The organism is Cyanobium sp. Candia 9D4, from assembly GCF_024346155.1.
Lineage (GTDB): Bacteria > Cyanobacteriota > Cyanobacteriia > PCC-6307 > Cyanobiaceae > Cyanobium > Cyanobium minutissimum.
This window is the reverse complement of the sequence record NZ_JAGQCK010000002.1, coordinates 242539-255413: the sequence shown is the minus strand read 5'-3', so window position 1 is coordinate 255413 and position 12875 is coordinate 242539. Positions and strand designations below refer to the sequence as shown.

Here is a 12875-nt window from a genome sequence, read left to right as displayed (position 1 = left end):
TGCTACATTCCGGCCAAATTCATTCGGGAGCCTGGGGTGATGGGGACACCTCTGCATTCCGCCCTCTCGCTGCTGAAAAGCAGTGCGGATGGGTCTTCGTCCAACAGGACCAGACCCAGCGGCGGTTCAGCCAGTTCCAAACCGACAGCCACAGCCAAGACAACGGCCCGCCAGGGGGGGCGCATCAGCGCCGACTCCATTGGTTGGTATCTCAGCACCATCGGTCGTGTGCCGCTTCTCACACCGGCTGAGGAGATCGAACTCGCCCATCACGTTCAGGCCGGCAAGACCTTGCTGTCCCTCGTTGAGGGGGAACTCACGGCCCGCCAGAGGCGCCAGCTGCGCATGGCCCAGCGGGCCCGCGACCGCATGATGGCCGCCAATCTGCGGCTGGTGGTGAGCGTCGCCAAGAAGTATCAGAACCAGGGTCTCGAACTGCTCGATCTGGTGCAGGAAGGGGCGATCGGCCTGGAGCGGGCCGTCGACAAATTCGACCCCGCCATGGGCTACAAGTTCTCCACCTACGCCTACTGGTGGATCCGCCAGGGAATGACGCGCGCCATCGATAACAGCGCCCGCACGATTCGCCTGCCGATTCACATCAGCGAGAAGCTCTCCAAGATGCGGCGCATCACCCGCGAGCTCTCCCACCGGCTCGGGCGCCAGCCCAACCGGCTCGAGCTGGCCCATGCCATGGGCATGCAGCCGGAGGAGCTCGAGGAACTGATGACCCAGAGCGCCCCCTGCGCCTCCCTCGACGCCCACGCCCGCGGGGAGGAGGACCGCAGCACCCTGGGCGAACTGATCGCGGATCCGGCCAGCAACGAGCACTTCGACTCGATGGACCGCCATCTGCAGAAGGAGCACCTCGGCGCCTGGCTCTCCCAGCTGAACGAACGGGAGCAGAAGATCCTGCGGCTGCGGTTCGGCCTCGAGGGGGCCGAACCGCTCACCCTCGCCGAGATCGGCCGTCAGATCAACGTCTCCCGTGAACGGGTGCGGCAGCTGGAGGCCAAGGCGATCATGAAGCTGCGCCTGATGAGCAACCTTCACCAGGCCGCCTGACCTGAGCATCCCTGCTGGCGTTGGTCCTTCCACCGGAGCATGACGACCTGGCCCGGCTGACCGGCGTGCTGGCCGTGGCCGTCTGGCTGGCCCTGCTGAGCGCCGGATCCCTGCTGGTGCGCCGCCGCTGGCCCGACCAGCGGGAATGGAGCCGCAAGCTGATGCACATCGGAGCCGGGCCGGTGGTGCTGATCGCCTGGGCCTTCGGCGTCGAGCGGCTGATCGCGGTGCCCGCCGCCGCCGCCATCACCCTGCTGGCCGCCCTCAACCACCGGGTGCGGGTGCTGCCGGCCATCGAGGACGTCGAGCGGCACAGCTACGGCACGGTCGCCTACGGCGCCTCGATCACCCTGCTGCTGTGGCTCTGGTGGCCCGCCCACCCCGACACGGTGGCGGCGGGCGTGCTGGTGATGGCATTCGGCGACGGTCTGGCCGGTCTGCTGGGCCCGCTGATCCCGTCACCGAGCTGGACGGTGTTCGGCGAGCGGCGCTCCCTGGCCGGCACGGCCGCCATGGGGATCGCCAGCCTGGCGGTGCTGCTCAGCCTGGGCCTGCTGGGCGGTGGCCCGGCGCCGGCCGCGATCGCCCTGATCGCCCTGGTGGCCACGGGGCTGGAGCAGTGGGCCCTGCTGGGCATCGACAACATCAGCGTGCCCCTGGCGGTGGCAGGGCTGTGGCGGGTGCTGAGCTGATGGGACCGATCGAGCGGATCCTGATCGGCCTGGCCCTGGCGGCGGTGCTGCTGGCCCTGCGGCTGGTCAGCCGCCGCCTCCACCTGCCGTCGCCGCCCCTGCTGCTGCCGCTGGTGGCGGTGCTGCTCTGGTGCGTGCTCGGCGGCACCACCCGGCCGGCCGGGGTGCCCTGGCTCGGCGCCGTCGACGAGCTGGCCAGCGCCTACGCCCTGATCGCCCTGGTGAGCTGGCTGGTGCTGGAGTGCCCGGAGGCCCTGGGCTGGTGGCGGCCCACCGCCAAGATCCTGCGGGACCTGCTGATGCTGGGCCTCTCGGCCCTGGCGACGGTGCTGGTGCTGCAGCGCCTGGCCAACCTCAACCTGGTGGGCCTGGTGACCACCTCGGCGGTGCTCACCGCCGTGATCGGCCTGGCGGCCCAGGAGACCCTCAAGGACCTGTTCGCCGGCATCGAGCTGCAGGTGGATCCCCCCTTCCGGGAGGGGGACTGGATCAGCGTCGGCGACGAGAGCGGCACGGTGGAATCCCTGCACCTGATGAGCACCCGCCTGCGCCGCAAGGACGGCTCGACCGTGAACCTGCCCAACAACACGGTGGCGGACAACCCGATGCGGCGCTTCAGCCAGCACGAGCCAGTGGGCAACCGCTTCGAGATCGCCCTGGGCTACGAGATCCCGCCGGCCCGGGCCCGCCAGCTGCTGGAGCGGGTGATGGTGGAGAACCCCCTGGTGCTGAACGATCCACCGCCGGAGGTGCTGGTCCTCGCCTACGAGGACTCCCGCATCCGCTACGAGCTGCAGGCCGCCCAGCGGGGGCCCTCGGAGGGGGAACGGCTGCGGCTGCGCAGCGAGCTGCTGGAGCAGATCTGGTATGCCCTGGAGCGGCAGGGCTGGGAGCTGCCCTATCCGGTGCGGGAGCTGAAGCGGCGCCAGCCCCAGCGGGATCCGGCCCACCCCACCGGCGTGGATGCCTCCCTGACGGCGCAGCTGCTGCGGCGCAGCTGGCTGTTCGCCCAGCTGGATCCCGAGCAGGTGGATCGGCTGGCCGGCTCGGTGCGCTGCCTGCGCTTCGGCTCGGGCGAAACGATCGTGGCCGAAGGGGAAGAGGGGGAGGCCCTGTTCCAGGTGGTGGATGGCGAGGTGGAGGTGTTCAAGGCCGACGGCTCGCCCCTGGGGCGTTCGGTGGCCGTGCTGGGCCGGGATCAGATCTTCGGGGAGATGACCGTCTGCACCGGGGAACCCCGCACGGCCACGGTGCGCTCACGGGGGGAATGTGTGCTGCTGGAGGTGGAGCGGGACGACTTCATGCCCCTGGTGGAGGACGATCACGGGGTGCTGGAGGCGCTGGCGGCGATCGTGGGCCAGCGGCGCTCCGAACTGGAGAAACTCTCCTCGCCGGATGCGGCCCGCCGCCAGACCTCGATCCTGGAGCGCATGCGGCAGCTGTTCGGCCTCGAGGGCGACTGAGGGGCGCCCCAGCAGCTCAGACCCGCAGGAGCTGCTCGCAGCGGAGCTCCCAGTCGCGCTGGGTGCCGATGCCGGCCACCAGCACCCGCTCGGCCGGTTCCTCCCGCAGCCGCAGCTGCCACTGGCGGATCACATCGGCCCGCTCCATCCAGACATCGATCACCAGGCGCTGGATGGCCTCACCGTCCCAGCAGCGGCCCCGGGCCGTGTCCAGGGCCCAGCCCAGCAGGTCGTCAAGCTGGAAAGGGCGGAAGCCGCCGTAGATCGGGCCGGGGGCCGGGGTGCCACCGGCGGGGGCGGCGGCCGATTTCTGTTCGAGATAGAAGAGCTGCAAGGGGTCGGACAACCCGCAGAACTGCAGGAGATAGGTCATCAGCGGACCACCACGATCTTGCTGATGCCAAACGTACCCAGGGCACGCCAGTCAGCTGTTCACCAGGAACACTCTGTTGCAGAAGATGGGATCAGCACTCTCACCCTCGGAGTGCTGATTTCGGTGTTCTGGAGTTGGCCACAGCCCCTCAGGCGAGGGCCAGACTGCGGGCCTGGGCCTGGCGCACGGCTTCCGCCAGCTCGACGAGCAGATCCAGGGTGGTGGCCAGATCAATGCAGGCATCGGTGATGCTCTGGCCGTAGGTGAGCGAGGCCAGGTCGGCGGAAATCTTCTGATTTCCTTCCACCAGATGGCTCTCCAGCATCACCCCCATCACGTGGACGGAACCGCCCCGCACCTGCTCGGCCACGCTGCGCAGCACCTCCCCCTGGCGGCGGTAGTCCTTGTTGGAGTTGCCATGGCTGCAGTCCACCATCAGCCGGGCCGGCAGGCCGTCCCGGGCCAGCAGGGCGGCGGCGGCCTCCACCGCCTCGGCGTGGAAGTTCGGGCCGCTCTTGCCCCCCCGCAGCACCAGGTGGCCGTCCGGGTTGCCGGTGGTGGAGACGATGGCGGCCTGGCCCTCCTTGTTGATGCCCAGGAAATGGTGGGGCCGGGCGGCCGCCTCCATGGCGTTGATGGCGGTGGCGGCGCTGCCGTCGGTGCCGTTCTTGAAGCCGATCGGCATCGACAGGCCCGAGGCCATCTCCCGGTGGGTCTGGCTCTCGGTGGTGCGGGCGCCGATGGCGGTCCAGCTGATCAGGTCGGCGAGGTACTGGGGCACCACCGGATCGAGCACCTCGGTGGCCGCCGGCAGGCCCAGCTCCGCCAGGTGCAGCAGCAGGGAACGGGCCCGGCGCAGGCCGGTGTTGATGTCGTAGCTGCCATCGAGGTGGGGATCGTTGATCATCCCCTTCCAGCCCACGGTGGTGCGGGGCTTCTCGAAGTAGACCCGCATCACGATCTCCAGCTCGTCCCGGTGGCGGCGCTGGGCCTGGGCGATCGCCTCGGCGTACTCCCGGGCGGCGGCCACGTCGTGGACCGAGCAGGGGCCGACGATCACCAGCAGCCGCTGGTCGCCGGCGTGCAGGATGGCCTTGATCCGCTCCCGGGCCTGCTGCACGGTGCGGGCCGCCTGCTCGGAGAGGGGCAGCTCCCGGTGCAGCACCGCCGGCGGCACCAGCGGCCGGGTTTCCACCACATGGAGATCGGAGGTGGGGATCATGCGGCCGACGGCGGGGAATGGTCAGACCCCCCAGCCTACGAACTGGCGGCACCGATGCCAGCGCCGACTTCTGCAGCCGTCGTCACCAGAGGGCGGACCCGCGGGGAAGAACAATGGAAGCCATGCCCATGCCAACCGGGGGTCCGACCCGGTCATCCGTCCATATGTCCGTCTCCCCCAGCCCCGCTCCCCTGACCCCGGCCGAACTGCTGCCCAGCTACCGCGAGGCCGCCGCGGCCCGCGAAGCCCTCGGCGTGCCGCCCCTGCCGCTCACCGCCCCCCAGGCCCAGGCCCTCACCGAGCTGCTGGAGCAGCCGCCCGCCGGTGAGGAAGCTTTTCTGCTGCATCTGCTGAGCGAACGGATTCCGCCGGGGGTGGATGAGGCCGCCTATGTGAAGGCCGGCTGGCTGAGCGGGATCGCCAAGGGAACGGCCACCAGCCCCCTGGTGAGCCCCCTGGAGGCCACACGGTTGCTGGCCACCATGATCGGCGGCTACAACGTCGGCGCCCTGATCGAGCTGCTCTCCTGCCCGGAGGCGGACGTCGCCGAGGAGGCCGCCCGGGGGCTGAGCCGCACCCTGCTGGTGTACGACGCCTTCCACGACGTGCTGGAGCTGGCCGAGACCAACCCCCTGGCCCGCCAGGTGGTGGACAGCTGGGCGGCGGCCGAATGGTTCCACGCCCGGCCGCCCCTGCCGGAGGCGATCACCGTCACGGTGTTCAAGGTGACCGGGGAAACCAACACCGACGACCTGTCGCCGGCCACCCACGCCACCACCCGCCCCGACATCCCCCTGCACGCGATGGCGATGCTGGAGACGCGGATGCCCGAAGGGCTCGGCCTGATCGCCGAGCTGAAGGCCAAGGGCCATCCGCTGGCCTACGTGGGCGATGTGGTGGGCACGGGCAGCTCCCGCAAATCGGCGATCAACTCGGTGCTCTGGCACATCGGCACCGACATCCCCCACGTGCCCAACAAGCGCAGCGGCGGGGTGGTGATCGGGGGCAAGATCGCGCCGATCTTCTTCAACACCGCCGAGGATTCCGGCGCCCTGCCGATCGAGTGCGACGTCAGCGCCCTCAACAGCGGCGATGTGATCACGATCCGGCCCCACGCCGGCACGATCGAGCGGGCCGCCGGCGAACCGGGGGCCGGGGAGGTGCTGGCCCGCTTCGAGCTCAAGCCCAGCACCATCGCCGACGAGGTGCGGGCAGGCGGCCGCATCCCCCTGCTGATCGGCCGCTCCCTCACCGACAAGGTGCGGCTGCAGCTGGGCCTGCCCCCGTCGGAGGCCTTCATTCGGCCGGTGGCCCCGGTCGACACGGGCAAGGGCTTCACCCTGGCCCAGAAGATGGTGGGCAAGGCCTGCGGCCTGGCGGGGGTGCGCCCGGGCACCAGCTGCGAACCGCTGATGACCAGCGTCGGCAGCCAGGACACCACCGGGCCGATGACCCGCGACGAGATGAAGGAGCTGGCCTGCCTGGGCTTCTCCGCCGATCTGGTGATGCAGAGCTTCTGCCACACCGCCGCCTACCCCAAGCCGGTGGATCTCAAGACCCACGCCGAGCTGCCCGACTTCATCAGCTCCCGGGGCGGCGTCGCCCTGCGGCCCGGCGACGGCATCATCCACAGCTGGCTCAACCGCCTGCTGCTGCCGGACACGGTGGGCACCGGCGGTGACAGCCACACCCGCTTCCCGCTCGGCATCTCCTTCCCGGCCGGCTCCGGCCTGGTGGCTTTCGCCGCCGCCATCGGCGCCATGCCCCTCGACATGCCCGAGTCGGTGCTGGTGCGCTTCTCCGGCTCCCTGCAGCCGGGCGTCACCCTGCGGGACGTGGTGAACGCCATCCCCTACGTGGCCATCCAGCAGGGCCTGCTGACGGTGGAGAAGGCCGGCAAGAAGAACATCTTCAGCGGCCGGATCATGGAGATCGAGGGGCTCCCCGACCTGAAGCTGGAGCAGGCGTTTGAACTGACGGACGCCACCGCCGAACGCTCCTGCGCCGGCAGCACAATCAAGCTGAGCGTCGAGACGGTGAGCGAGTACCTGCGCAGCAATGTGGCGCTGATGCGCAACATGATCGCCCGGGGCTACAGCGATGCCCGCACCCTGGCGCGGCGGATCAAGGCGATGGAGGCCTGGCTGGCCGATCCGGTGCTGATGGAGGCCGATGCCGATGCCGAGTATGCGGCGGTGATCGACATCAACCTGGACGAGCTGACCGAACCGATCCTGGCCTGCCCGAACGATCCCGACAACGTCAAGCTGCTGAGCGAAGTGGCCGGTGACCGGATCGATGAGGTGTTCATCGGCTCCTGCATGACCAACATCGGCCACTACCGCGCCGCCGCCACGGTGCTGGACGGGGCCGGCACCAGCGCTGCACGGCTGTGGGTCTGCCCACCCACCCGCATGGACGACGAGATGCTGCGGGCCGAGGGCTACACCGCCAAGTTCGAGACCGCCGGCGCCCGCATGGAGCTGCCCGGCTGCTCCCTCTGCATGGGCAACCAGGCCCGGGTGGAGGACAACACCACCGTCTTCTCCACCAGCACCCGCAACTTCAACAACCGCCTCGGCAACGGCGCCCAGGTGTACCTGGGCAGCGCCGAACTGGCGGCGGTGTGCGCCCTGCTGGGCCGCATTCCCAGCCCGGCCGAATACCTGGAGATCGCGGCGGCCAAGATCGATCCCCTCTCTGACCAGCTCTACCGCTACCTCAACTTCGACCAGATCGATGGCTTCGAGGATGTGGGCCGCGTGGTGAGCGTGGAGGAGGAGGAGAAGGTGCTGGCGGAGGTGTAGGGGTCCGAGAGGAGCCGGGCTGCCCCTATCGGGTGCCCGGCGATGACATCCAGAGTCCCAGTCGCATGGCTTGGGCTCTCATCTCCGCTTCTCGGTAGATCTCCTGGTTGCATGGGTTCGCGGCCTGGCGATCCAGCGCCGCCAATCCGACTTGCACCAGGCTCAGGTTGATCGGCACCCTCGAACCAACGTGAGTGATCTCCGCCAGCTCGACGCCGTCAGCAGCCTTGCTGCGCGTCGAGAGCGTCACCCAGGCACCGGGCTGGAGACGGGCCTCCAGGGCGGCCTTGGCGGCCAGGCCCGAGCTGCCCTGTGGGAGTTGCGGGGTACGGATGCAGGCCAGCCGCACCTTGAACGGGTCGCCGTAGGGGGTGACGACGATCGTGTGGCCATCCAGCACCTTCACGACCCGGACGTCGTTGGGAGGGGGCGGGGGAATGGCGAGAACCGGAGCCCCCGACATCGAAAGGAGCAGGGCGGACACACCAACCAACGGGCGATTCACGGCGCCATCCCTCACCCCCCCACCACCAGGGCGTCGACGATCTCGTAGCGCTCGACGTTCTCGCCAAGCACCAGCACCGACACATCGCCGCGCCGCTGCACCGTGAGCTTTTCTGGCTGATCGGAGGCAACAGCCTTGCCCTTCACGAACAGGAACTGACGCTTCTGGCCCTCGGGGTTCATCACCACCACCGTGGCGCTGTTGTTGGCCCGGCGGATCACGGAGGCCTTACACCGGGCGGCCTTGCCGCTGCTGCCGGACCCACAGGGCACCTCCGCAGAGGCGTGGTACGGCGTGCCTGGGATCAGGGCATCGCGGGACGCGGGCACCGGGGCGAGGGGAGCACCACTGATCCCCACCTTGAGGCTGTAGGTGCTGGATTCATTGCGGCGCGCCGCCGGCCGCATCAGATACACCCTCACCCTGACATCACCATCGCTGGGCAAAGGCCCACGGAAGCGATTGCCGGAGCTGCTGCCGATGAACAGGGCAGTGTCGGTTCCGGCCGCCATCACATTGAAGTAGCTCTGTGGGTTGGAACCCTTGAGTTCCACGGTCAGGGTCTGACCGGCGGCGGCCCGCAGGTTGTAATCGATGGTCTGGTCGCCCTTGAGCTGGCCCTTCAGCAGGGTGGAATCAGCTGCGGCTCGAAACGTGACCCTTTGACTCTCGATCGCGCTCTGGGTCAGTCCGACTCCAGCAGGGAGGCTGATGGCCAGAAGGCCAGCGGCAGCGAAGGCGAGGGGAGCACGCATCGGTCCTTGGCTTGGGGCCAATGCATACCCTACCTCGCTTGCTCTCGGGAACGTTTCTTGCAGCCGATGGAAGGGCTGGGTGGGGAGTTCCGATTTGTGTAGAAGGGTGGAATGGACTCTTAAGCTAACGCTCTAGATCAGAAGCGGGTAGGCAAGCATCGCCTTGGCAGACAACGCCGGCTCCCGTCTTCTGAATCTGGATGTTCGGCGGGCCATGTGTATTCGACACTATCAGAAGCTCTTGGGTAGTCTCGTTGAGCCGTGTTGAAATAAGTCCGCCTCACTTCCGGCTGGTGCCTTAAGCCGCTAGGATGCCTCGAGCCTTGAAGTCCCAGTAGTGAGAACCAGCATCCCCGCGGCTCGGCTCTATCGGAGGCATCGATACTTGCTTGCACTGCTTGAGGCAATAGGCGGCAGAGCATCAAATACTGATTTTCAGAAGTTGCTATTTCTTTTTTCCAGAGAGGCAGCCGATCCTCCTCTATACGAGTTTGTACCTTATAAGTATGGCGCCTTCTCGTTTACCTCTTATGCTGATCGGCTTAAGCTTATTGAGAAAGGAATCCTGAACCGCTCTAGTGATCATTGGGAACTTTCTACTGATGGAGAAGCCGCTATCTATTCAGAGCCTGGCTATCGAAAGGATGCGGAATCCTTTGTCAGTCGACTTGGCTGGATGAGAGGCAGGGAGCTCATTGCCTACACTTACAAGCATTTCCCCTACTACGCAACTCATAGCGAGATTGCCAGCGATATACTATCGAGCGACTCTTCGGCCTTGGACGCGATACGAAACAGCAAGCCCAGTACCGTAATCTCCGGATTGGCGACTATTGGCTATGAAGGCAAGTCAATCGAAGCGTATCTCAATCTTCTTCTGCAAGACGGTGTTACCCTTTTGTGTGATGTAAGACGTAATCCGATCAGCCGAAAGTATGGCTTTTCAAAGCGAGTACTTGCCTCTGGATGCTCGCGAGTTGGAATTAAATATGAGCACGTACCACAACTTGGAATTGAGTCAAGCAAGCGCCACAATCTCAGTTCACAAGCGGACTACGCTGACTTATTTTCCGGATACTCTATCGAGTATCTCCCAAGACAAGAAAAGGAGTTAACGATGATCTCCTCTTGGATTGAATCAGGAGAGAGGGTGGCCCTAACCTGCTACGAGGCTGACGTAAGGCAGTGCCATCGAGGTTGTGTAGCTAGCCTTATCCAGTCTTGCTCTAAAGATCTTCAGGTTAAGCATCTGTAATTTCAAGATGAAACGGGAAAGGCTGCTTATTCTTGTTAAGACCTATCCTACACTTTCAACGAAGTACGGCGAAACAGTCTGTACAGCAGCAATCAGGGAGGATGGGTCATGGGTACGCCTTTATCCAGTTCCATTTTGACGCTTAGGAGAGACAGAGCAATACAAGAAGTACGATTGGCTTGAATGCCGTATTGCACGAAACACCCAGGACCGAAGGCCTGAGAGCTTTCGGCCTGCAGATGAGTCTGAATTGCAAGCAACCGCCCATATTGGGACTCAAGACCAATGGCACGAAAGGCGAAGAATAGTACTCGGCAAAGCAAAAGTATCTCATACGCTTGATGAGCTAATTCATGGTGCAAAGCAGAATGAGATATCGCTAGCGGTTTTCAAGCCCGCCAAGGTTATTGACTTTATCGCTGAAAGAGAAGAATCGCGAGAGTGGGATCCGAAGAAGCTCAGTGCAATGAGGGCACACATCGATCAGCTCTCTCTTTTTGATGACAACGAATGGCGAAAGACCTTTAGGGTGATTCCCAAACTGCCGTATAAGTTCTCATATCGTTTCGAAGATGCAAATGGCCAGCGCAGCCAGCTGCAAATTCTTGACTGGGAGATTGGGGCGCTATTCTGGAACTGCTTGTGGCGAGATCACCGCCAGAATGAACAAGCTGCGATTGAGAAGGTCAGGGCAAAATACTTTGATGAGTTTACCACTAAAGATCTTCATTTCTTTCTAGGAACAACTCTCCAGTTTCATTCTGTTGCCCCTAATCCTTGGTTAATCATTGGCGTCTTTCCTGCGCCATACCAGACCCAGCTACCACTTTTCTAGAGGTGTCGCAGGACCTATTTAGTCGCTCCACCGAACGCATCTTGTGCGGAACCAGCTAAGTTCCAAACTTTCAGCCTTGGGAAGCATACAAGCAAGTTGCTCTGAGAGCAACGCCGCCAAACTCTTGACATTGCCTGGGTTCACCTCTCAGCGCTACACAATCCCGTCGACTTAGGCAGACCCGGAGAAACACCCTGCTGCTGTGGTGGTCCAACCTTGCCAACCGTGAGCGGTCCATCCAATCAGTGTTTGCACCCAATCTCACCGCGTTGGGTCCGGTTCCGATGGAGAAGCTTGAGCGCGAAGCCCCACCATGCGTCACTATGAAGCGCTGAACCCCAGGCGCCCGCGGACTCGCCGATCAGTCGAGCCCCGCCACAGCCCGCTCGCAGCGTTCCAGTTCTGCCTCCAGCCAGGGCCAGCAGCACCAATCGCTCGGCCGGCAGCGGGAAGGGCCCTGCCTCATAGCGGGCCTCGACGGCGAATTCCTGCAGGGCCGCGTCCTCAGCCGGCGACAAAGAGCACCTTCCCCTCGCTGGCCACATCGCCGAACACGTGCCAGCAGGCGGTACGAAAGGCTGTGCGGCGGCAGAGACCATGGCCAAACGCTACCGCCGCTGACCCCAAGGGCCTATCGGCGCGACTCACACCAGCCAGGCCTGCCGTCCTTCTAGTCGCCGCCCTGAACGGCCAGAAGCTTGCGCTGCTGCTTCCAGCGCAGCACCTGCCAGACAAGGAACACCATCAGCAGGGGCAGCACCGCCACCAGCACCACGAACCGGTAGGTGTTGTCGACGATCTCGCCGCCGGCGGTGGAGGCCAGGACCTGCTCCACCAGATAGAGCCCATAGAGACCCAGCAGAATCCAGCCCTCAAGGCGGGAGATCACCCCGTTGGTCCAGAAGATCGGCAGGCAGGCCAGGGTGGTGGCCACCATGATCGGCAGATCGCGGTTAATCATCACTGGATCCACCGCCAGCCCCTTGCCGCCGGCCACCACGGCGCAGAGCCCCAGGATCACGATCTGGTTGAGCAGGTTGCTGCCCACCACGTTGCCGATGGCCAGGTCGGCCTTGCCCCGGTAGGCGGCCACCACGGAGGTGACGAGCTCGGGCATCGAGGTGCCGGCCGCCACGATCGTCAGGCCGATCACCGTCTGGCTCACCCCCAGGGCCACGGCGGCCGTGGTGGCCCCGCGCACCAGCAGCTGGGAGCCGACCACCAGCAGGGCCAGGCCCGCCGCCAGCTTGAAGGCGGCCACCAGCGGTGTGGCCCGCTCGTTCTCGTTGTCGTCGTCCTCCTCGGAATCCTCCGAGGCGGTGCGGATCTCCCAGACCAGATTGGCCACCGTCGCGAACAGCAGCGCCACCCCGGCCTGCCAGGTGAGTCGGCCCCCCGAGGCCATGCCCCACACGGCCATCGAGACACCCAGCAGCAGCGGCACGTCCCGGCGCACCAGGCGGCTCCTGACGCGCAGGGGAACGATCGCCGCGCTGGCGCCCAGCACCACCAGGATGTTGAAGATGTTGCTGCCCACCACGTTGCTGACCGCCAGGTCCGCATCCCCCTGAATGGTGGACAGCACGCTCACGAACAGCTCCGGCGTACTGGTGCCCAAAGACACCACCGTCAGGCCGATCACCAGCTGGGGGATGCCCAGCAGCAGGGACAGGGCGACCGAACCGGCCACGAACAGTTCCCCGCCGCCGAACAGCACCAGGATCCCGAGGATGATCTCGACGAAACTGGGCAGGGTGGGCATGGTGGCCTGTCGGATAGCGCGTGAGTTTAGGGAGGCGCCAGCCCGCCACCGAAAGTGACACGCTGGATCTCCCCGTCCCGCCGCCCCCCTGAACCAGGAAACGCTGCTGTTTGAGCCGGCCCGGCCCTGCGCGGATGCCCT

At 65.6% G+C, this 12875-nt stretch carries 11 protein-coding genes; 6 read left to right on the top strand and 5 right to left on the bottom strand.

What is annotated here, in order from left to right:
* The first annotated feature begins 39 nt into the window (after positions 1-39).
* The 3 genes from KBZ08_RS05840 to KBZ08_RS05830 are packed head-to-tail and all read left to right on the top strand — an operon-like array spanning position 40 to position 3220.
* Positions 40-1065 (top strand): sigma-70 family RNA polymerase sigma factor, encoded by a 1026-nt coding sequence (locus KBZ08_RS05840; protein WP_106219718.1) that lies wholly within the window; start codon positions 40-42, stop codon positions 1063-1065.
* A 20-nt stretch (positions 1066-1085) separates the two neighbouring features.
* Positions 1086-1757, top strand: coding sequence for a diacylglycerol/polyprenol kinase family protein (locus tag KBZ08_RS05835; RefSeq protein ID WP_254972022.1), 672 nt, complete (start codon positions 1086-1088; stop codon positions 1755-1757).
* Positions 1757-3220 (top strand): mechanosensitive ion channel family protein, encoded by a 1464-nt coding sequence (locus tag KBZ08_RS05830; RefSeq protein ID WP_254972021.1) that lies wholly within the window; start codon positions 1757-1759, stop codon positions 3218-3220. The genes KBZ08_RS05835 and KBZ08_RS05830 overlap by 1 nt, the downstream gene beginning before the upstream one ends.
* A 16-nt stretch (positions 3221-3236) precedes the next feature.
* On the opposite strand, the gene KBZ08_RS05825 is transcribed toward KBZ08_RS05830, so the two are convergent.
* Positions 3237-3593 carry a hypothetical protein gene (locus KBZ08_RS05825; RefSeq protein WP_254972020.1) on the bottom strand — a complete coding sequence of 119 codons (357 nt, stop codon included), beginning with the start codon at positions 3591-3593 and terminating at the stop codon, positions 3237-3239.
* Between the two features lie 148 nt (positions 3594-3741).
* Positions 3742-4815, bottom strand: a complete 1074-nt coding sequence (locus KBZ08_RS05820) for a 3-deoxy-7-phosphoheptulonate synthase (protein WP_159817941.1) — start codon at positions 4813-4815, stop codon at positions 3742-3744.
* 164 nt (positions 4816-4979) lie between these two features.
* Here KBZ08_RS05820 and acnB point away from each other — a divergent pair, with 164 nt between their 5' ends.
* Positions 4980-7622: a bifunctional aconitate hydratase 2/2-methylisocitrate dehydratase gene (gene acnB, locus KBZ08_RS05815; protein ID WP_254972019.1), complete on the top strand. Its 2643-nt coding sequence runs from the start codon at positions 4980-4982 to the stop codon at positions 7620-7622.
* A gap of 25 nt (positions 7623-7647) precedes the next feature.
* Here the strand turns inward: acnB and KBZ08_RS05810 are convergent, their stop codons facing one another.
* Both KBZ08_RS05810 and KBZ08_RS05805 read right to left on the bottom strand, forming a co-directional pair.
* Positions 7648-8028 (bottom strand): thermonuclease family protein, encoded by a 381-nt coding sequence (locus tag KBZ08_RS05810; RefSeq protein ID WP_254972018.1) that lies wholly within the window; start codon positions 8026-8028, stop codon positions 7648-7650.
* Between the two features lie 110 nt (positions 8029-8138).
* Positions 8139-8882 (bottom strand): hypothetical protein, encoded by a 744-nt coding sequence (locus KBZ08_RS05805; protein ID WP_254972017.1) that lies wholly within the window; start codon positions 8880-8882, stop codon positions 8139-8141.
* Positions 8883-9267: 385 nt separating this feature from the next.
* On the opposite strand from KBZ08_RS05805, the gene KBZ08_RS05800 reads away from it, so the two are divergent.
* Together KBZ08_RS05800 and KBZ08_RS05795 are read left to right on the top strand one after the other, a co-directional pair.
* Entirely contained in the window at positions 9268-10137 is an 870-nt protein-coding gene (locus KBZ08_RS05800; protein ID WP_254972016.1) for a DUF488 family protein, read from the top strand.
* 250 nt (positions 10138-10387) lie between these two features.
* The gene (locus tag KBZ08_RS05795; RefSeq protein WP_254972015.1) at positions 10388-10972 is read left to right on the top strand and encodes a hypothetical protein; all 585 of its coding nucleotides are present in this window, start codon (positions 10388-10390) and stop codon (positions 10970-10972) included.
* A gap of 670 nt (positions 10973-11642) precedes the next feature.
* Here KBZ08_RS05795 and KBZ08_RS05790 read toward each other — a convergent pair.
* A complete protein-coding gene (locus tag KBZ08_RS05790; protein WP_106219729.1) occupies positions 11643-12734 on the bottom strand; it encodes a calcium/sodium antiporter in 1092 nt (363 codons plus the stop codon).
* Between the last annotated feature and the right edge of the window lie 141 nt (positions 12735-12875).

Excerpts from the sequence above, each read along its gene's own strand:
- KBZ08_RS05820 (WP_159817941.1), bottom strand. The coding sequence starts at position 4,815 with ATGATCCCCACCTCCGATCTCCATGTGGTGGAAACCCGGCCGCTGGTG.
- KBZ08_RS05830 (WP_254972021.1), top strand. The coding sequence starts at position 1,757 with ATGGGACCGATCGAGCGGATCCTGATCGGCCTGGCCCTGGCGGCGGTG.
- KBZ08_RS05840 (WP_106219718.1), top strand. The coding sequence starts at position 40 with ATGGGGACACCTCTGCATTCCGCCCTCTCGCTGCTGAAAAGCAGTGCG.
- KBZ08_RS05825 (WP_254972020.1), bottom strand. The coding sequence starts at position 3,593 with ATGACCTATCTCCTGCAGTTCTGCGGGTTGTCCGACCCCTTGCAGCTC.
- KBZ08_RS05790 (WP_106219729.1), bottom strand. The coding sequence starts at position 12,734 with ATGCCCACCCTGCCCAGTTTCGTCGAGATCATCCTCGGGATCCTGGTG.
- KBZ08_RS05805 (WP_254972017.1), bottom strand. The coding sequence starts at position 8,882 with ATGCGTGCTCCCCTCGCCTTCGCTGCCGCTGGCCTTCTGGCCATCAGC.
- acnB (WP_254972019.1), top strand. The coding sequence starts at position 4,980 with ATGTCCGTCTCCCCCAGCCCCGCTCCCCTGACCCCGGCCGAACTGCTG.